This is a genomic window from Pseudomonas putida (assembly GCF_001941965.1).
Taxonomy (GTDB): Bacteria; Pseudomonadota; Gammaproteobacteria; order Pseudomonadales; family Pseudomonadaceae; genus Aquipseudomonas; species Aquipseudomonas putida_L.
On sequence record NZ_MKZO01000012.1, the window covers coordinates 57,992 to 75,635 of the forward strand.

The 17,644-nt window shown below is 64.4% G+C and carries 19 protein-coding genes; 12 read left to right on the forward strand and 7 right to left on the reverse strand.

Translation table 11 applies throughout. The features are described 5' to 3' along the window. Positions 1 to 103: 103 nt before the first annotated feature. From ctlX to PSEMO_RS07365, 7 genes are all read left to right on the forward strand, one after another. Positions 104 to 1,021 (forward strand): citrulline utilization hydrolase CtlX, encoded by a 918-nt coding sequence (gene ctlX, locus PSEMO_RS07335; protein ID WP_075802456.1) that lies wholly within the window; start codon positions 104 to 106, stop codon positions 1,019 to 1,021. 28 nt (positions 1,022 to 1,049) lie between these two features. Further along, on the forward strand, positions 1,050 to 2,096 hold the full coding sequence (locus PSEMO_RS07340) for an ornithine cyclodeaminase (protein ID WP_075802457.1): 1,047 nt from the start codon (positions 1,050 to 1,052) through the stop codon (positions 2,094 to 2,096). 269 nt (positions 2,097 to 2,365) lie between these two features. Continuing rightward, the gene (locus PSEMO_RS07345) at positions 2,366 to 3,145 is read left to right on the forward strand and encodes an ABC transporter substrate-binding protein (protein WP_075802458.1); all 780 of its coding nucleotides are present in this window, start codon (positions 2,366 to 2,368) and stop codon (positions 3,143 to 3,145) included. Between the two features lie 70 nt (positions 3,146 to 3,215). Next, a complete protein-coding gene (locus PSEMO_RS07350) occupies positions 3,216 to 3,926 on the forward strand; it encodes an ABC transporter permease (protein ID WP_075802459.1) in 711 nt (236 codons plus the stop codon). After that, on the forward strand, positions 3,923 to 4,636 hold the full coding sequence (locus PSEMO_RS07355) for an ABC transporter permease (protein WP_075802460.1): 714 nt from the start codon (positions 3,923 to 3,925) through the stop codon (positions 4,634 to 4,636). Before PSEMO_RS07350 ends, PSEMO_RS07355 begins: the two co-directional genes overlap by 4 nt. Before the next feature lie 3 nt (positions 4,637 to 4,639). Continuing rightward, positions 4,640 to 5,464 (forward strand): ABC transporter ATP-binding protein, encoded by an 825-nt coding sequence (locus PSEMO_RS07360; RefSeq protein WP_256721029.1) that lies wholly within the window; start codon positions 4,640 to 4,642, stop codon positions 5,462 to 5,464. A 12-nt stretch (positions 5,465 to 5,476) separates the two neighbouring features. Next, a complete protein-coding gene (locus tag PSEMO_RS07365; RefSeq protein ID WP_075802461.1) occupies positions 5,477 to 5,971 on the forward strand; it encodes an Lrp/AsnC family transcriptional regulator in 495 nt (164 codons plus the stop codon). Positions 5,972 to 6,070: 99 nt separating this feature from the next. Here the strand turns inward: PSEMO_RS07365 and PSEMO_RS07370 are convergent, their stop codons facing one another. Beyond that, positions 6,071 to 7,774: a putative bifunctional diguanylate cyclase/phosphodiesterase gene (locus tag PSEMO_RS07370; protein ID WP_075802462.1), complete on the reverse strand. Its 1,704-nt coding sequence runs from the start codon at positions 7,772 to 7,774 to the stop codon at positions 6,071 to 6,073. A 243-nt stretch (positions 7,775 to 8,017) separates the two neighbouring features. Between PSEMO_RS07370 and PSEMO_RS07375 the strand changes: the two genes are divergently transcribed. The 4 genes from PSEMO_RS07375 (at position 8,018) to PSEMO_RS07390 (ending at position 11,274) form a co-directional block, all read left to right on the forward strand. Then, positions 8,018 to 8,332: a helix-turn-helix domain-containing protein gene (locus tag PSEMO_RS07375; RefSeq protein ID WP_075802463.1), complete on the forward strand. Its 315-nt coding sequence runs from the start codon at positions 8,018 to 8,020 to the stop codon at positions 8,330 to 8,332. Positions 8,333 to 8,553: 221 nt separating this feature from the next. Further along, entirely contained in the window at positions 8,554 to 9,858 is a 1,305-nt protein-coding gene (locus PSEMO_RS07380; protein WP_075802464.1) for a C4-dicarboxylate transporter DctA, read from the forward strand. 29 nt (positions 9,859 to 9,887) lie between these two features. Further along, positions 9,888 to 10,595, forward strand: coding sequence for a FadR/GntR family transcriptional regulator (locus PSEMO_RS07385; protein ID WP_075802465.1), 708 nt, complete (start codon positions 9,888 to 9,890; stop codon positions 10,593 to 10,595). Positions 10,596 to 10,611: 16 nt separating this feature from the next. Then, positions 10,612 to 11,274, forward strand: a complete 663-nt coding sequence (locus PSEMO_RS07390; protein WP_075802466.1) for a GntR family transcriptional regulator — start codon at positions 10,612 to 10,614, stop codon at positions 11,272 to 11,274. On the opposite strand, the gene PSEMO_RS07395 is transcribed toward PSEMO_RS07390, so the two are convergent. The 5 genes from PSEMO_RS07395 to PSEMO_RS07415 all read right to left on the reverse strand — a co-directional run bounded on the left by PSEMO_RS07395 (position 11,271) and on the right by PSEMO_RS07415 (position 15,526). Further along, positions 11,271 to 12,320, reverse strand: coding sequence for an AI-2E family transporter (locus PSEMO_RS07395; RefSeq protein ID WP_075802467.1), 1,050 nt, complete (start codon positions 12,318 to 12,320; stop codon positions 11,271 to 11,273). The two genes, PSEMO_RS07390 and PSEMO_RS07395, sit on opposite strands and share 4 nt — an antisense overlap. Positions 12,321 to 12,492: 172 nt before the next feature. Next, the gene (locus PSEMO_RS07400; protein WP_075802468.1) at positions 12,493 to 13,281 is read right to left on the reverse strand and encodes a DUF4892 domain-containing protein; all 789 of its coding nucleotides are present in this window, start codon (positions 13,279 to 13,281) and stop codon (positions 12,493 to 12,495) included. Positions 13,282 to 13,398: 117 nt separating this feature from the next. After that, the gene (locus PSEMO_RS07405; RefSeq protein ID WP_075802469.1) at positions 13,399 to 14,253 is read right to left on the reverse strand and encodes an alpha/beta fold hydrolase; all 855 of its coding nucleotides are present in this window, start codon (positions 14,251 to 14,253) and stop codon (positions 13,399 to 13,401) included. Further along, a complete protein-coding gene (locus tag PSEMO_RS07410; RefSeq protein WP_075802470.1) occupies positions 14,250 to 15,044 on the reverse strand; it encodes an alpha/beta fold hydrolase in 795 nt (264 codons plus the stop codon). Before PSEMO_RS07410 ends, PSEMO_RS07405 begins: the two co-directional genes overlap by 4 nt. A 152-nt stretch (positions 15,045 to 15,196) precedes the next feature. Beyond that, positions 15,197 to 15,526, reverse strand: a complete 330-nt coding sequence (locus PSEMO_RS07415) for a hypothetical protein (RefSeq protein ID WP_081430214.1) — start codon at positions 15,524 to 15,526, stop codon at positions 15,197 to 15,199. A 269-nt stretch (positions 15,527 to 15,795) separates the two neighbouring features. Between PSEMO_RS07415 and PSEMO_RS07420 the strand changes: the two genes are divergently transcribed. Next, on the forward strand, positions 15,796 to 16,074 hold the full coding sequence (locus PSEMO_RS07420) for a helix-turn-helix domain-containing protein (protein ID WP_081430215.1): 279 nt from the start codon (positions 15,796 to 15,798) through the stop codon (positions 16,072 to 16,074). Positions 16,075 to 16,120: 46 nt separating this feature from the next. On the opposite strand, the gene PSEMO_RS07425 is transcribed toward PSEMO_RS07420, so the two are convergent. Next, positions 16,121 to 17,590, reverse strand: coding sequence for a hypothetical protein (locus PSEMO_RS07425; RefSeq protein WP_075802472.1), 1,470 nt, complete (start codon positions 17,588 to 17,590; stop codon positions 16,121 to 16,123). Positions 17,591 to 17,644 lie beyond the last annotated feature (54 nt).

Genomic DNA, 17,644 nt, shown 5'->3' on the forward strand with positions numbered 1-17,644 from the left:
CCGGTTTCAGCTTTCCCCGCTGGGCACTCCACGTGCTTCAGCCGGGATTGCGGCGCCATCGGGAGGAAAATGAACGCATCGCCAACCCCTGGATGCGTGCCCGATGCAAACAACAAATACGGTCCTGATGATCCGCCCGGCGCGATTCGCCTTCAACCCGGATACCGCCCTCAACAACCGCTTCCAGAAGCCGCTGCTGGACGCCGACAGTGCACAGCAGAAAGCGCTGGAAGAGTTCGACGGCTATGTCGATACCTTGCGCCAGCATGGCGTCGAGGTACTGGTCGTCCAGGACACCCCGGCACCACACACCCCGGATTCGATCTTCCCCAACAACTGGTGGAGCAGCCACGCCGACGGCAGCCTGGTGCTCTATCCCATGGAAGGTCATAACCGCCGCCTGGAGCGGGACAAGGGCGTGCTGCGCGCGCTCGACGAGCGCTTCGCCATCCGCCACACCATCGACCTCAGCCCGCTGGAGCAACAGGAAATCTTCCTCGAAGGCACCGGCAGCATGGTCCTCGACCGCGAGCACCGCATCAGCTACGCCTGCCATTCCGGGCGCACCCATGGCGAGGCCCTGCGTGAGTTCGCCGAGCGCCTGGACTACCGCCTTTGCGTGTTCCATGCCGTCGACCGCCACCAGGCACCGATCTACCACAGCAACGTGATGATGAGCGTCGGCCGCCAGCTCGCCGTGGCGTGCCTCGACGCCCTGCCCAACGCTGCCGAGCGCTACACCCTGGAACGCAGCCTGCGCGACACCGGCAAGGACATCCTCGCCCTGGACTTCGACCAGCTCGAAGGCTTCGCCGGCAACATGCTCGAAGTGCACGACAAGCAAGGCCAGGCGCTGCTGGTGATGTCGCGCAGCGCCTGGAATTCCCTGAACCCGGCGCAGCGTCGCCAGGCCGAGCGCCACAGCCACCCGGTGGTGGTGAACATCGACCATATCGAACGCATCGGTGGCGGCAGCGCGCGCTGCATGCTCGCCGAAGTGCACCTGCCCGTTCGCAACTGAATCCGCCGCCTAGAAGAAGGAAGCCCTCATGACCCGCTATATCGACGTGACCGACCTCAGCCACCTGGTCGCCCGCAAAGGCCTGACCACCTGCCTGGAAGAAATGGCCGAGTACATCCGCCAGGACTACCTGCGCTGGCACGATTTCGAGAAGTGCGCGCGGGTGGCCAACCACTCGCCGGACGGGGTGATCGAGCTGATGCCGGCCTCGGACGCCAACCTGTACGCCTTCAAGTACGTCAACGGCCACCCGAAGAACACCCACAACGGCATGCTCACGGTCATGGCCTTCGGCGCCCTGGGTGACGTCGATACCGGCAAGCCCCTGCTGCTCAGCGAAATGACCCTGACCACGGCGATCCGCACTGCCGCCACCTCGGCCCTGGCCGCGCGCCATCTGGCCCGCCCGGACAGCCGCAGCATGGCGCTGATCGGCAACGGTTCGCAGAGCGAATTCCAGGCCATCGCCTTCCATGCCCTGCTCGGCATCGAGGAAATCCGCCTGTACGACCTCGACCCGCAAGCCACCGCCAAGCTGGCTGCCAACCTTGCCGCCTACCCGGGCATCCGCCTGGTCCTGGCCAAATCGGTGGCCGAGGCGGTACGCGGCGCCGATATCGTCACCACGGTCACAGCCGACAAGGCCTACGCCACCATCCTCACCCCGGAGATGATCGAACCCGGCATGCACCTCAATGCCGTCGGTGGCGACTGCCCGGGCAAGACCGAACTGCACCGTGACATCGTCGAGCGCGCCCGGGTGATCGTCGAGTACGAACCGCAAAGCCGCATCGAAGGCGAGATCCAGCAGATGCCGGCCGATTCGCCGGTGACCGAGTTCTGGCAAGTGGTCAACGGCCAGGCCCAGGGCCGCGAAACCGCAGACCAGGTGACCCTGTTCGACTCCGTAGGCTTCGCCATCGAGGATTACTCGGCGCTGCGCTACGTGCTGGATGTGGCCAAGGCCCTGGAGATCGGCAGCGAGATCGAACTGGTGCCGGACCTGAAGAACCCGAAAGACCTCTACGCCCTGCTCCAGCCGGCGGTTTCCGCAGTGCAGAAGAAGCGCGCCTGAGCCAGCCGAATCCGCCGCGACCAGAGCGCGGCGGATCGGAAAACGCTGCGCCAAAGCCAAAACCGGAGGTGCCTCGACAGAATCGGCTGCGCCATGCGCCGCTAACAGCATATTCCGGCAGTCAGCGCCGGTCTTTACGACACAAAAAATCCGCTGTCATCACGCATCCTGAGCCCCTGACCAGAGAGTCACTGCAAGACCCCACGGCTCACACCCGCGAAGATTTTCCAACTGCCCTACATCAACAACAAAACACAGGGAACCCACACATGACTTCATTGCGCAAACTCCTCGGCGTCATCCTCCTGCCCCTCTGCGCCAGCGCGGCCCAGGCCCAGGAATGGAAGGAAATCCGCTTCGGCGTCTTCCCCGAATACCCTCCCTTCGAGTCCGTCGCTGCCGACGGCAGCCTGCAAGGTTTCGATATCGAGCTGGGCAATGCGATCTGCGCCAAGCTGGAAGTCAAGTGCACCTGGGTGCACAACGAGTTCGACGGCATGATCCCCGCCCTGCGCGCGCGCAAGTTCGACGCCATCATGTCGTCCATGGCCGTGACCCCGGCGCGGCAGAAACAGATCGATTTCAGCGACCGCCTGTTCCTCAGCCCGACCTCGGTGATCGTGCGCAAGGGCGCGGATTTCGGCGAGACGCCGGAGTCGCTCAAGGGCAAGTCGGTCGGCGTGCTGCAAGGCTCGCTGCAGGAAGCCTACGCCCGCGCCAAGCTGGCGCCGCTGGGGGCCCAGGTCAAGGCCTACCAGGCCCAGGACCAGAACTACGCCGACCTGATGAATGGCCGCCTCGACGCCACCGTCACCGACAAGCTCGAAGCCCAGCTCAACTTCCTGACCAAGCCTGAAGGCGCCGGCTTCCAGAGCGGCCCGGCAATCAAGGACCCGACCCTGCCGCTGGATATCGCCATGGGCGTGCGCAAGAACGACACCGAGCTCCGGGAGCTGCTGAACAAAGGTATCGCTGCCGTGCTGGCCGATGGCACCTTCGCCAGGATCCAGCAGAAGTACGTGGGCGACCTGGATATCTACAACGAGTGACCCGCCCGGGCGGTGACCTGGGCCCGGCGCCCAGGTCACCGGCACACCCAATGCCCACCGAGACTTTCCCGTGAACGACTTCCTTCACTCTGTCAGCCTGCAGGGCTTCGGCCCGCTGTTGGCGCAAGGGACCTGGATGACCCTGAAACTGGCCTTCCTGTCCCTCGGCCTGAGCCTGTTGCTCGGCCTGATCGGCGCCAGCGCCAAGCTCTCGCCCGTGCGCCTGCTGCGCATCCCCGCGACCCTCTACACCACCCTGATCCGCAGCGTGCCCGACCTGGTGCTGATCCTGCTGATCTTCTACACCTTCCAGATCTGGCTCAACGACTTCACCGAATGGATGGGCTGGGGCTACTTCGAGATCGACCCGTTCGCCGCCGGGGTGCTGACCCTCGGCTTCATCTACGGCGCCTATTTCACCGAGAACTTCCGCGGCGCCATCCTCAGCGTCCCCGCCGGGCAACTGGAAGCCGCCACCGCCTACGGCCTGAGCCGCGCCCAGCGCTTTCGCCTGGTGCTGTTCCCGCAACTGATGCGCTTCGCCCTGCCGGGCCTGGGCAACAACTGGCTGGTGCTGCTCAAGTCCACCGCGCTGGTCTCGATCATCGGCCTCGCCGACCTGGTCAAGGCTGCGCAGAACGCCGGCAAGAGCACCAATAACGTCCTGTATTTCCTGATCATCGCCGCGCTGGTCTACCTGCTGATCACCACCCTCTCCAACCGCCTGTTCAAGCGCCTGGAGCGGCGCTACAACACCGGCATCAAGGGACTCGCATCATGATCGAACTGATCCAGGAATACGGCCTGGCCTACCTGTACAGCGACGGCGCCGGACTCTCCGGGCTGGCCATGACCCTGTGGCTGTTCATCGTCACCATGGTCGCCGGGTTTTTCCTCTCGCTGCCCCTGGCGCTGGCGCGGGTTTCGCGCAAGCCATGGCTGCGCTGGCCGGTGGAGTTCTACACCTACCTGTTCCGCGGGACGCCGCTGTATATCCAGTTGCTGATCTGCTACACCGGGCTCTACGGCCTGGAGGTGGTACGCGATCACGAGATGCTCGACCGCTTCTTCCGCAATGCGCTGAACTGCACCCTGCTGGCCTTCGTCCTGAATACCTGCGCCTACACCGTGGAAATCTTCGCCGGGGCCATCCGCAACATTCCCCATGGCGAGATCGAGGCAGCCCAGGCCTACGGCCTGCATGGCTGGAAGCTGAACCTGTTCGTGGTCCTGCCGGCGGCGCTGCGGCGTTCGCTGCCGTCCTACAGCAACGAACTGATCCTGATGCTGCACGCCACGTCGCTGGCCTTCACCGCGACCATCGCCGACATCCTCAAGGTGGCTCGCGACGCCAACGCCGCGACCTTCCTCACCTTCCAGGCCTTCGGCATCGCCGCGCTCCTGTACATGCTGCTGTCCTTTGCGCTGGTCGGGCTGTTCCGCCTGGCCGAACGACGCTGGATGCGTTTTCTCGTTCCTTCCCGAGGCTGACCCATGACCACTTCCGCACACGCCTTGTCGATCCAACCTTCCTTCACCGCCCAACCGGTTGCCGCCGCCAACAGCGCCGCGATCAAGCTGACGGTGGACGCGCTGCACAAGAGCTACGGCGATCACCAGGTGCTCAAGGGCGTCTCGCTGCAGGCGTGCAAGGGCGACGTGATCAGCCTGATCGGCGCCAGCGGCTCGGGCAAGAGCACCATGCTGCGCTGCATCAACTTCCTCGAACAACCGGAAGCCGGCGCCATCACCCTCGACGGCCAGACCATCGAGATGCGCCAGGGTCGCGGGCCGAATCCGGCACAGCTGCAGAACCTGCGCACGCGCCTGGCCATGGTCTTCCAGCACTTCAACCTGTGGAGCCACATGACCGTGCTGGAGAACATCACCCTCGCCCCGCGCCGGGTGCTGGGGGTCAGCCAGCAGGAAGCCGAGACCCGGGCACGCACCTACCTGGACAAGGTCGGCCTGCCGGCCCGCGCCGCCGACCAGTACCCGGCCTTCCTTTCCGGCGGCCAGCAACAGCGGGTCGCCATCGCCCGGGCCCTGGCGATGGAGCCGGAGATCATCCTGTTCGATGAACCGACGTCAGCCCTTGATCCAGAGCTTGTAGGAGAAGTCCTCAAGGTCATACAGACGCTGGCCGAGGAAGGTCGTACCATGCTCATGGTCACCCACGAGATGGGCTTTGCCCGCCAGGTGTCCAGCCAGGTGCTGTTCCTGCATCAGGGCCGGGTCGAGGAACAGGGAAGCGCGAGCATTCTCGACCAGCCGCAAAGCGAGCGCCTGCAGCAATTTCTTTCCAACCGCTTGAAGTGAAACAACGCCACCATGGATACCAAGGCCAACCCGACCCACGCCACGCCGCCGCTGGACCGCATCGACGAAGCGATCATCGATGTGCTGCGGCATAACGGCCGCATCACCTACGAGAAGCTCTCGACCCTGGTGCACCTGACCCCCAGGCCCTGCCTGGAGCGGGTGCGCAAGCTGGAGCGACGTGGGGTGATTCGCGGCTACGGGGCGATCATCGATGTGCAGATGGTCTCGCCGGGGTTGTCCTTGCTGGTCCTGGTGGCGTTGTCGAACCAGAGCGGGCGTTCGGCGCAGAAGGCTTTCGAGGCGTGTGTCAGGGCTTGTCCGCAGGTGTTCGATTGCCAGCTGATCAGCGGGCATTTCGACTACAGCCTGAGGATGCGTTGCCGGGACATGGAGCACTACCGGGTGCTGACCGAGACCTGGATGAACAACGACGAGCTGCATATCGACAAGCTGGTGGCGCATCCGGAGCTGGCGGTGGTCAAGAACACTGCCCCGCAGCTGTAGTTTTCTGCTGCCTGTACCGGCCTCATCGCTGGCAAGCCAGCTCCCACAGGGTTCGCGTAACCTGTGGGAGCTGGCTTGCCAGCGATGAGGCCATCTGCATCACAGCACTCCTAAAGCCTTCACCCGCCATTCCCTGGGCTGCTGGAACCGCTCCACCCACTCCACCACCTGCCAGGCCGGCATCGGCCGGGAAATCCCGTAGCCCTGGGCAATATCGCAGCCCAGGTCCATCAGCAGTTCGCCATGGGCCACGGTTTCCACACCCTCGGCAATCACCTGGCGGTCGAACTCCCGGGCCAGGCCGATCACCGCGCGGGTCAAAGCCAGGTCATCCTGGTCGTGGAGGATGTCCTGGATAAACGACTTGTCGATCTTCATGGTCTGGGTCGGCAGGCGCTTGAGGTAACTCAGCGATGAATACCCGGTGCCGAAATCATCCAGCGAGAAACGCACACCCAGGCGCTGGCAGGCTTCCAGGCAATCACTGACCCGCTGCAGGTTCTCGATCGCCACCGACTCGACGATCTCCAGGTCGAGCATCTGCGGCGCCACCGCTTCATGCCGCGCGAGCAAGCGCTGCAAGCGCACGACGAAATCATCACGCTGGAAATGCCGCGCCGCGATATTCACGCTCACCGGCCAGTAGCAGCCCAGTGCCTGCCATTGCTGCATCTGCGCCAGGGCGCGGTCGATGACCCATTCGCCAATATCGACGATCAGGTCGGTACGCTCCACCAGCGGCAGGAAATCCCCCGGCGGCACCACGCCGCGCAGCGGGTGATTCCAGCGCAGCAACGCCTCGAATCCGACCACCGCGCCGCTGCGCATATTGACCTTGGGCTGGTAGTACAACGACAGGTCGCCATGCTGCAGGGCGTGCCGCACCTGCTCGACGGTCTGGTGGTTGGCCTTGACCTCCTTGTCCAGCGACACATCGAACAGCTGGTAGCGATTGCGCCCGCGCTGCTTGGCCAGGTACATGGCCTGGTCGGCATGCCGCAGCAAAGTGTCGGCGTCGTCGTTGTCGTGGGGGAAACGGGTCACGCCCATGCTGGCGCTGACGCTGATGGAGCGCCCGCGGATCACGCAGGGCACGGCCAGGGCGCGAAGGACCTGCTCGAGGGTGTCCTGCAGGCACGGCGGCCCCTGGAGGTCGCCGAGGATCAGCACGAACTCGTCACCGGACAAACGCGCCAGGACGTCGCCGACACCAAGAAAACGCTTCAGGCGCCGCGCCATTTCCACCAGCAACAGGTCGCCGCTGTCATGACCATAACCGTCGTTGACCGCCTTGAAGCCGTCGAGGTCGAGCATGCACACCGCCAGCGAGCCATGTGCCGCGCGGGCACGCAGGAGCATCTCTTCAAGCAGCTCGCCGATGCAGGAACGATTGGGCAGGCCAGTGAGCGGGTCGTGCCCCACCCGCCATTCCAGGGTGTGCATCATCTGCCGCTTGTGGGTGACATCGAAACGGATCGAGGCGTACTTGCGCAGCTCGCCGGTGTCGCGGTCGAACAGCGGCACGATGGTGCTGTCGACCCAGAACAGCGAGCCGTCCTTGGACCGGTTGCACAGCTCGCCTTTCCACACCTGGCCGCCGGTCAGGGCCTGCCACATTTCCCGGAACAGCTCCGGGCCATGCTGGCCTGAATTGAGCAGGCGATGGTCGGCGCCCAGCAGTTCCTCGCGGCTATAGCCGGAGATGGCGCAGAACTGGTCATTGACGTAGGTGATACGCCCGTCAAGGTCGGTCTCGGAGAAGATCGCGGCCGCATCGACGGCGGTGCGGTAGCCCTCACCCATGGGCCACCCCGACGGAGAATGTCTGCTGCACAGCAGTGATTGGCAACTTGGGACGCACGATAGAGCTCCATGAGCCGCAGTAAAGATACGGGTTGTTCTCACCGAAACCCGCTGCGGGAAAACCTGTCCAGGGCACAAATTCTACGAGAAGCATCACCTTTTGCAATCCAAGGTGATGGCAGCGGAGGTTGTCCTTTAAAATAATTTGTCGTTAAGTTCTTGATTCTAAAAGGGAATTGAGCGATGGAAATTTCAAGTTTGGGGTCAGCCATCCGACGCTATCGCAAGGTCGCGGGGCTCACCCAGGCGGAGTTGGGGGAGCGTGCCGGTTTCGACCCCAAGACCATAAGCCGCTTTGAAACCGGTACCTACACCCCCAGCGTCGAAGCCCTCGTCATCTTTGCCCGAATCCTGGGCGTCAGACTCACCGCCTTTTTTACCGAACTCGATAGCGAAGAAGAACAACGCGCCTATCTGTTCGGTGTCATCCACAAAGCCCCGCGTCAGGACCTGAGCAAGCTGATCGCCGCCGTCGATCAGGCACTCGCCGATTCCTGAAGGCAGGCTGCGCGACAGAATGGTTCGCGACGTACAAGCGCAATATCAATATGATATTACTGGTCTGACCGGTAAAACCAATTGTCGCCTACCCTCTTGCGAAAGCGAAAATCCGGTGCGTATAGTGGCCGCGCACTGGACATACCGGTAAGACCACAATAATTAAGTCCGACGCGCCATCCTCGTCATGGCAGCCAGGACACCGATCAGAGATCCCTCCCATGCTCAAATGGTGCTCGCGTTCGATCTTTCTCCAAGTAGTGCTCGGCCTGATGCTCGGCATCGCCTGTGGCCTGAGCTTCCCCGACCTCTCCCTGCAACTCAAACCCCTCGGTGACGGTTTCATCAAGCTGATCAAGATGCTGATCGGCCTGATCGTGTTCTGCGTGGTGGTCAGCGGCATTTCCGGTGCCGGCGACCTGAAGAAAGTCGGGCGCATCGGCCTGAAATCGGTGGTCTATTTCGAAATCCTCACCACCATCGCCCTGGTCCTCGGCCTGGTGCTGGCCTTCAGCACCGGCATCGGCAGCGGCGCCAACATCCATCTGGACCAGCTCTCGGCCACCGACGCCGGCGCCCTTGCCGAGCGTGGCCAGCATATCCACAGCACCACCGCGTTCCTCATGGACCTGATCCCGACCTCGGTGATCGGTGCCTTCGCCGACAACAACATCCTTCAGGTCCTGGTGTTCTCGGTACTGTTCGGCAGTGCGCTGAACCTGGTGGGCGAATCGGCCTCGGGCATCTCGCGGCTGATCAACGAACTGAGCCACATCATCTTCCGCATCATGGGCATGATCGTGCGCCTGGCACCGATCGGCGTGTTTGGCGCCATCGCCTTCACCACCAGCAAGTACGGCCTGGACTCCCTGCAGCACCTGGGCGGCCTGGTGGCGCTGTTCTACCTGACCTGCGCCGGCTTCGTCCTGCTGATCCTCGGCGTGGTGATGCGCGTGTCCGGCCTGAAGATGCTGCCGTTCCTCAAATACCTGCGCGAAGAGCTGACCATCGTCCTCGGCACCGCCTCCTCCGACGCCGTGCTGCCGCAGATCATGCGCAAGCTGGAACACCTGGGCATCGGCAGCTCCACCGTGGGCCTGGTGATCCCGACCGGCTACTCGTTCAACCTCGACGGCTTCTCCATCTACCTGACCCTGGCCATCGTCTTTATCGCCAACGCCACCGGCACTCCGCTGGCGATGACCGACCTGCTGACCATCCTCCTGGTGTCGCTGGTCACCTCCAAGGGCGCCCACGGCATCCCCGGCTCGGCGCTGGTGATCCTCGCCGCCACCCTGACCGCGATCCCGGCGATCCCGGTGGTGGGCCTGGTGCTGGTGCTGGCGGTGGACTGGTTCATGGGCATCGGCCGCGCGCTGACCAACCTGATCGGCAACTGCGTGGCCACCGTGGCCATCGCCCGCTGGGAGAAGGACATCGACCTGGAGCGCGCCAACAACGTGCTCGAGGGCAAGCAGGGTTATAACTTCCAGCCGCGCAAGACGGCCCATCAGCAAGACTTCTAAAGCATGACCGATATCTCCTGGAGCGACCTGTGATCACCTCATCGACCGTCGTCAACGCAGTCGTCGACAAACTGCGCAAGGCCCTGGCCCGAGGCCAGTGGCGCTCCGGCGAGATGCTGCCGGGGCAACGCGAACTGGCCGAGCAACTGGGCATCAGCCGGCCCAGCCTGCGCGAAGCGGTAACCGTGCTGGAAACCCTTGGCCTGGTGCGTTCCATGCCGGGCAAGGGGGTGCTGGTGCTCGACCCCGACACGGCGGAACCGACCCTGGTCCCCGCCTCGTCGGTGGCCGAAGCCAGCCTCGAGGATGTGCTGCAACTGCGCTACACCCTCGAGCCGTTCATCGTCGGGCTGGTGGCCCAGTCCATCAACAGCAGCGAGACCGGGCAGTTGCGCCTGACCCTGATGGACATGCGCGAAGCCCTCGACGCCGACGACGCCGAAGCCGGGGTCAGTGCCTATATCGCCTTCCACGAGGCGCTGTTCGCCCTGACCTCCAACCCGATCTTCCAGAGCGTGGTGCAGCAGACCAGCAACGCCCTCAAGCAGAGCGCGCAGGTCCTGCGCAAATCACCGGAGCACCTGGCGGCGCGGCTGGCGGAAAACGAAGCGGTGGTGCGTGCCATCCGCAACAAGGACAGCGCCCAGGCCAGCGCGCAGATGCGCCGGCACATCCTCGAGGAAGGCCGGCGCATGGGTATCGAACTGAACGTCCCGGACGAACAGCCGGGTCACTGACCACAGGAGAGCGAAGATGAACACCTCCCTGCCCTTCCTCATGGCCGGCGGCGGGCGCCGGATGTCCGCGGAAGAGATTTATCCGCAGCTGTTCGACGCCATCCTCGAACAGCGCCTGAGCCCAGGCACGCCGTTGACCGAACTGGCCCTTGGCGAGGCATTCGGGGTCAGTCGCACGGTGATTCGCCGGGTGCTGGGACGCTTGTCGGACCAGCAGGTGATCGTCCAGCGCCCGGCCCATACCGCGCGCCTGGCGGCGCCGGACCCGGAGCAGGCACGACAGGTGCTGAGTGCACGGCGCCTGGCCGAAACTACCCTGATCGAACTGGCCGCGCAACGCTCGCGGCCGGGGCAACTGCGCCAGTTGCGCGACCTGATCGCCCGCGAGCGCCTGAGCCACGAACAGGGCCAGCGCTGCACGGCGATCCGCCTTGGCGGCGAGTTCCACCTGAAGCTTGCGGAAATCGCCGACAACGCGCCGCTGACGCGCTTTCTCAACGGCCTGGTGCCGATGACCTCGCTGATCATCGCCAAGTACGAGCAGCACGGTTGCGAGCATTGCGCCTGGGAGGAACATGCGGCGCTGGTGGATGCGCTGGAGGACGGTGACAGCGAGGCCGCGCTGCGGTTGATGCACCTGCATCTGGACCGCATCGAGGCCAAGCTGGACCTGGATTAAGTACGCTTCGCCGGGTTGCTGTGGTTGGACCAGTCCACCAGCAGGCTGTAGCCCACCGCCAGCAGGGTTGGCCCGATGAACAGGCCGATGAAGCCGAAGGCCAGCAACCCGCCGAACACCCCGAGCAGCACGATCACCAGCGGCAGGTCGCCGCCGCGGCTGATCAGGTAAGGCTTGAGCACGTTGTCCACGCCGCTGATGACGAAGGTGCCCCAGATCCCGAGGAACACCGCCATGCCGTATTCGCCCTGCCAGGCCAGCCAGGCGGTGGCGGGAATCCAGGCCAGCGGCGGGCCCATGGGGATCAGGCTGAGCATGAAGGTCACCAGACCCAGCACCAGCGCCCCCGGCACCCCGGCGATCAGGAAGCCGATCAGCGCCAGCAGGCCCTGGGCGGCGGCGGTGCCGATCACCCCGTTGACCACCCGCTGTACGGTGCCGGCAACCAGCCCCAGGTAGTAGGCGCCACGATCATCGACCAGGCGTTCCAGCAGGCGCAGGACAAAGCCCGACAGGCGTGGCCCGTCCCTGTAGAAGAAGAACACGAAGACCAGGCTGAGAATCAGCTCGACGATCCCGCTGCCGATCTGTGCACTGCGGGCAAGCAGCCAGTTGCCGACCTGGCCCAGGTACGGCTTGACCGTGGTCAGCAGCGCCGCGCCCTGCTGGTCAAGGGTGTTCCAGTAGCTCACCAGACGCTCGCCGATGAAGGGCACGCTGCCCAGCCAGGCGGGTGCGTCCGGCAGGCCGTCGACCTGCACGTCGCGGATGAAGGCGGTGGCGTCGCGGACATGGTCGGCGAGGTTGAACCCAAGCCAGACCAGGGGCAAGGCCACCAGCAGCAGCCACAGGGTAGTCAGCAAGCTCGCCGCGAGGGTTTCGCGCCCGCCGCACCAACGCGTCACCAGGCGCATCAGCGGCCAACTGGCGAAGGCCAGGATCGCGCCCCAGAGCAGCGCGGAAATGAACGGCGCCATGACCCACAGGGCGGCCCCGAGCAGGGCCAGCAAGAGGATCTGCACCAATAGGCGGTCGTTGTTGAGCATGATGCCTCTCTCATGGAACACAGATAAATCTTCGATTTGACGCAGGCCCCTGTGGGAGCTGGCTTGCCAGCGATGGCGTCAGATCAGACAACTCCTTTGCCAGCTAGGGCCTCATCGCTGGCAAGCCAGCTCCCACAGGGTTATTGGCAAGCCCGAATGGGGCGATCACCTGTCAGCGGATCAGTTCGACATGCAGGCCGGCAGCCGGCTTGTCGCCAGTCTCCAGCCTTGCCGCCCGCACCCCGGCCGCACTCAACTGGTCATTCCACGCCACCGCCTTGGCCCCGGTCAGGCTGACCCGCAAACTGCTGTCCAGGTTCAGGCTGCGCGCCAGCAACTCCACCCACGGCCTGGGTGGCTCGCCGTCCAGGTCCGGGTAATCCAGCTTGCCGGTGCTGCGCAGTTCCCGTAGCACCGTAGCCGGGGTCGGCAGCAGGTCGCCCAGCGGCGCATTGGCCTCGAACTGCTCCACATGCAGGAACGCGCGCTTGTTGCCGCGGGTGATGGCGTACAGGGCAATCAGGGTGTCGTGGTCGTCACCGGAACGGCGCAGGAGGATGAACGCCTGGTCCTCGTCCGAGCCATACAGCCGCGCATTGCGGAAGATCTCGTTGGCCCACAGGCTGCTCTCACCGCAATCGCGCCTTTCGCACCAGAACAGCGGATAGCCGCCATCGGCCTGCAAGGCTTCACGGGCGGTGGTAAAGGCTTCGCCGGCACTGCGCTCGGGCGGCAGTTGCCAGGTGGTGGAGCTGACCTGGCCACGGCTTTCCACCTTGCCTTCCATGCGCAACTGACCGCTGATCTTGCGCAACGCACCGAGCGGATAGACCCGCTCCTGCTCCCGCGCCGGCTGCTGGTCGAAGACCTTGGCATCCTGGGGAACCGGCAGTTCGCCGGCGGCCTGGGCACTGCCGGCAACCAGCAAAAGCGCGGCGAGAACGGACTGGACGGCACTCATCGGCGAACCCCGCCGGCATACCCGGCGTGGCGTACGGAAAGGGGGCTGCTGTCGTGCTGGGTCATGATTGTCTCCCTGATCAAAACCCGCCAAGCCTCGACAGTTGCCCGTTACAAGTCAAGGAATGGCAAAGAAGCGATTGAAACAGTCTGCAACAAGGGCCGCACCGGCCTCGTCGTTCAAGTGCAGGTGATGGCCACCGGGCAAGTGTTCCAGGGTGAAGGGTAGCTGCTCGAGCAGACTCGTGTTGCGCGCCAGCATGCCGTCGTCGGCGACCACCAGGGTGGTCGGGCAGGCGATGCGGCGGACGAAGCTCATGGCCTGTTCTTCGCTCATGCGCAGCGGCGACGGCAGGGTCAGGCGGCTGTCGCTGCGCCAACTGAAACCACCCGGAACCGGTCCAAGTCCGCGCTGGGCCAGGAGTTCGGCGGCTTCGCGGCTGACCGCGACCATGCCCTTCATCCGCGCTTCCACCGCCCGGTCCAGCTCGGCGTACACCGATTTGCGCTTGCCCTCATGGTGCAACTGCGCCTCCAGGGCCATGCCCATGCGCTCGGCGGCATCCTGTGCCGCCGCACCCGGCGGAATCACCCCGTCGATCAGGGCCAGGCGCACGATGCGCTCGGGCAGGCTGCCGGCGAGGATCACCGAGACGATCGCCCCCAGCGAATGCCCGAGCAGGGAAAAACGCTCCCAGCCCAGTTGCGCGGCGACCCGCAGCACGTCATGGGCGTAGTCCCACAGGGCGTAGCCGGCACCCGGCGGACGATGCCCGGAGTAACCGTGGCCGGCAAAATCCAGGGCGACGATGCGCAGGCCGTTCAGCTTCGGCGCCAGGCGGGCGAAGCTGTTGGCGTTGTCCAGCCAGCCATGCAGGGCGATCACCGGCCGGCCGTCTTGCGGCCCGTACAAATGCGCGGCCAGTTCGATATGGCCAAGGTCAAGGCGGATTTCTTCCACGGGGTGGCTCATGCCGATTGCTCCTGCCAGCGCTGGAACACGCTGCGAATCAGCCGTGCGGTGTCGTCCGGGCGCTCCAGCGGGAACATATGGCCGCCGGCAACACTGTGGTTTTCTCCCAGCGGCATGCGTCGCACCGCCTGGGCGTGATGGGCACGAACGATACGGCTGTCACTGCCGCGGACCATGGCCAGCGGCACCTTGAGCTTGCCGGGCGATGCCGGCCGGGTGTGCGGGATGCTGCGGTAGATGCGCATCTCGATGGCCGGATCGAAGGCCAGGCGCAGGCCCTCGCCTTCGCTTTTCAGGCCGTGTTGCAGGTAGGCTTCCAGGCAGTCCGGGTCGAAGGCGCGGAACAACGACTTGGCGGAAAAATAGGCGCGGGCCTGGTCGAGGTCGTCGAAGGCTTCGCGGCGGCCCTCGGTGCGCCCGGCCGGGGTGATCCGGTCGATGAAGCCCCAGCGTTTGGCCAGGCGGATCAGCCATTGGTCGGCGAGGGTCAGCACCGGCGAGTCGAGCATCACCACCCCGCGATACAGCTCCGGGCAGCGCAAGGCGGCATGCAGGTGCAGCACCCCGCCGAGGGAATGACCGACGCCCCAGACCGGCTCGGCCTGCTGCTCCAGGTGATGGATCAGTTCGTCCACCAGCAGCAGCCAGTTATCCCCGGCGGGAAAGCGCGGATCATGGCCATGCTGGGGCAGATGGCGGACCTGGTAGTCCGGCGCCAGGCCGGCGAACAGCTTGCCGTAGGTGGCCGAGGGGAAGCCGTTGGCGTGGGCGAAGAAGATCTGCTGCGACATTTTCGGACGGCCTGCTGCGGAAAAAACTGACAGTGATTGTCCGCAACGGACGGGGATGGAGCAATGACCGGAACGGCCATCAGGGACGGCACTCCGGTCAGGAGCTCTATGTTGCTGTCCAGGGCCTCACTGCAGGCACGTTCCCACAGCGCTCAGAACCCTTCGAACGAGCGATGCAGGCAGGCCTGGATATAGGCCACCTGGTACTCGTAGGCCTCACGCACCTGATGGCGCTCCTGTTCGCAAAGCTGGGCCCGCTGCATGGCCAGGCACGACACCTGGAGCATCTTCGCCATCTGCTCGCAGGCCAGTTGGAACTGCTGCAACTGCTCGGACCCGCGGCGATTGCCATAGCGCCGTACCAGCGCATCGAGGCGGGCATCGGCGGCATCGTGCAACACCTGGAACTCGGCGAAGTCCAGTTGATGGTTGAAGTTGCATTCATCCAGTACCTGGCGCAGGTCCGCTGAACAGGCTCGCATTCCATTACTTCCGATCATGGGGTTTCCTCCCAGGGCATGCTGCTCGTACACCTCCACGCTAGCAATTCGGAGTGAGTGCAACAACTGACAAAAAATACCAGGTCGGCGCATCGAAAGCGGGGGCGTGTCCACCCCGCAAAATCTCCACAACTGATATTTTTGTCAGGTTTCAACATGAAGAAACGGCGATATAAGTGTGTCCGTACCGTCCCGGTCGAATCGATTTTCGAAGGAATCACACTGCACTTCCAACGTCAGGAGCTCACTTCATGTACGCATCCCAATCCCTTGGCAGCGCCCCGTCCCTTGCTCCGGTCCAGCGCGTGCCCACCCTGTCGGAAGACCCCATCAGGCTGACCCTGCGCGAAACCGTGGTCCTGCAATGGAGCGCCGAAGGCAAGACGTCCTGGGAGATCGCCCACATCCTGCAATGCAGCGAGTCGGCGGTGAATTTCCATTTCTGCAACATCCGCCGCAAGTTCGGCGTGACCTCGCGCAGCGCGGCGATGCTCAAGGCCCTCGACCAGGGCCTGATCAAGTTGCGCTGAATCCGTCGCCCAGGCCGACCGCAAGCAGTCGGCCACGGGCCCGGCATCAGGGGATGAGCGTCAGCCTGAGGCTCGGAAAGTTCGGCGCGGCCTCGTACGGCCAGGTCTCACCAAGGTCGAAGCTGACATAGACTTTCACGCTGAGCATTTCCCCGATCTTCAGCGATTCGAGGAACGCCCTGGTGATGACCACATCACCTTCGGCACCGATGCCGCTGACCAGCTCCGCCTCGGTGACCCGATGGTCGTACAGGGCCCGGTGCACCAGGGTTTCGCCTGCGGGGTTAACGCCACTCACCAGAATCCTGACCATCTGATCGGTAGTCATCAGCTTCCAGAACGCAAGGGTCAGGCGCGCCCCCGAGGCCGGCACCCCCGCCAGGCTGAGCCCATTGCTGGTCTGGCCCTCGCACTGCACGGTAGGAAATCCGGACGAGACCTTGCTGACGCGGACACGGCGCGGCGTCGATGGCAGCACCTCGCCAGGCCCTCTTACCTCGTAATACAAGGTCACCGTCTTGCCGATCGACGCAATCACGCTTTCCCTGGGAATCCGGCAGAGCCGCGGATCACCGTCCTTGTCCAGCAGGCCCTCGAAGTCCGCCACACTGCCGGGATCATCCCAATGCACCCAGACCTCCTCGTCGGGATGGATGAGCACTTGCGCGTCGAGCACGACCTGTATGCCGCTGCGCCCCTTATCGGGATCGAGCACCAGTTCCTCGCCGACGCCATCGGCCTCCACTACATCCAGCCACAGCAGTTCCCGCGGTATCGGCGTGGCACTGACCGACAAGGGCACCTGCCTGGAGGAAACACTGGGATTGCCGGCGCGGTCCGTGACGTCGTAATGCACATAGCGCCGGCCATCGCCCCGCTCGCGAATCAGATTGCCGTCGAAGACCAACTCCAGCGGCTGGCCGATATCATCGGAAGTAAGCGTGCGCGAGCCCGCCTGATGATAGGCGAAGGGCTCTTCGTCCCAATACCAGGTCAGCGTGTCGCCGGGCCGTACCTCACGGTACTCCGGAACCTGCGCCACCACCCGGTCGTTGCAGGCCTCCAGGTACTGCCAGGTCAGGCCGCCGTCGATGACCTCGGGCGGAAAGACCAGGGCGCCCTGCTCACCGCCCAGGATCGGCGGGGAGGTATCGATGGTGAGGATGAGCGGCTGCGATCCCTGGGGCGAGCCATTGTAGAGCACCACCCTGTACTCCATGCGCTGCTGCCCTTCGGTGAGAAACTCCGTCGCCACCGTCAGGTGCAGATCTTCCGGCAGGATCGGCGTGGTCCAGAATCGCGTGGCTACGGCCTTTCCATTCCAGAACAGCTCCAGGCTCTCGGGATGGTCCGGCGAGGGGTCGCTGTGCAGCCATTCCGGGATCTCGACCGCCAGCGGCACCTGCAAGTCATCGATATGCAGCAGATTGGGCTGGCCACCGTCGATATCGTCGAGCAGGGCGTCGACGATGGGTGGCGGGAGCAGTACCAGGGCTTCTTGCAACGGGGTCGACATCGGCAGCTCTCCTCAAGAAAGCGGATCGGTACCCGAAGGCTCGGGTGTCGCACT

Excerpts from the sequence above, each read along its gene's own strand:
- PSEMO_RS07375 (WP_075802463.1), top strand. The coding sequence starts at position 8,018 with ATGGAAATTTCAAGTTTGGGGTCAGCCATCCGACGCTATCGCAAGGTC.
- PSEMO_RS07380 (WP_075802464.1), top strand. The coding sequence starts at position 8,554 with ATGCTCAAATGGTGCTCGCGTTCGATCTTTCTCCAAGTAGTGCTCGGC.
- PSEMO_RS07405 (WP_075802469.1), bottom strand. The coding sequence starts at position 14,253 with ATGAGCCACCCCGTGGAAGAAATCCGCCTTGACCTTGGCCATATCGAA.
- PSEMO_RS07415 (WP_081430214.1), bottom strand. The coding sequence starts at position 15,526 with ATGCGAGCCTGTTCAGCGGACCTGCGCCAGGTACTGGATGAATGCAAC.
- ctlX (WP_075802456.1), top strand. The coding sequence starts at position 104 with ATGCAAACAACAAATACGGTCCTGATGATCCGCCCGGCGCGATTCGCC.
- PSEMO_RS07390 (WP_075802466.1), top strand. The coding sequence starts at position 10,612 with ATGAACACCTCCCTGCCCTTCCTCATGGCCGGCGGCGGGCGCCGGATG.
- PSEMO_RS07400 (WP_075802468.1), bottom strand. The coding sequence starts at position 13,281 with ATGAGTGCCGTCCAGTCCGTTCTCGCCGCGCTTTTGCTGGTTGCCGGC.
- PSEMO_RS07410 (WP_075802470.1), bottom strand. The coding sequence starts at position 15,044 with ATGTCGCAGCAGATCTTCTTCGCCCACGCCAACGGCTTCCCCTCGGCC.
- PSEMO_RS07395 (WP_075802467.1), bottom strand. The coding sequence starts at position 12,320 with ATGCTCAACAACGACCGCCTATTGGTGCAGATCCTCTTGCTGGCCCTG.
- PSEMO_RS07355 (WP_075802460.1), top strand. The coding sequence starts at position 3,923 with ATGATCGAACTGATCCAGGAATACGGCCTGGCCTACCTGTACAGCGAC.
- PSEMO_RS07345 (WP_075802458.1), top strand. The coding sequence starts at position 2,366 with ATGACTTCATTGCGCAAACTCCTCGGCGTCATCCTCCTGCCCCTCTGC.
- PSEMO_RS07365 (WP_075802461.1), top strand. The coding sequence starts at position 5,477 with ATGGATACCAAGGCCAACCCGACCCACGCCACGCCGCCGCTGGACCGC.
- PSEMO_RS07420 (WP_081430215.1), top strand. The coding sequence starts at position 15,796 with ATGTACGCATCCCAATCCCTTGGCAGCGCCCCGTCCCTTGCTCCGGTC.
- PSEMO_RS07425 (WP_075802472.1), bottom strand. The coding sequence starts at position 17,590 with ATGTCGACCCCGTTGCAAGAAGCCCTGGTACTGCTCCCGCCACCCATC.
- PSEMO_RS07370 (WP_075802462.1), bottom strand. The coding sequence starts at position 7,774 with ATGGGTGAGGGCTACCGCACCGCCGTCGATGCGGCCGCGATCTTCTCC.
- PSEMO_RS07360 (WP_256721029.1), top strand. The coding sequence starts at position 4,640 with ATGACCACTTCCGCACACGCCTTGTCGATCCAACCTTCCTTCACCGCC.
- PSEMO_RS07340 (WP_075802457.1), top strand. The coding sequence starts at position 1,050 with ATGACCCGCTATATCGACGTGACCGACCTCAGCCACCTGGTCGCCCGC.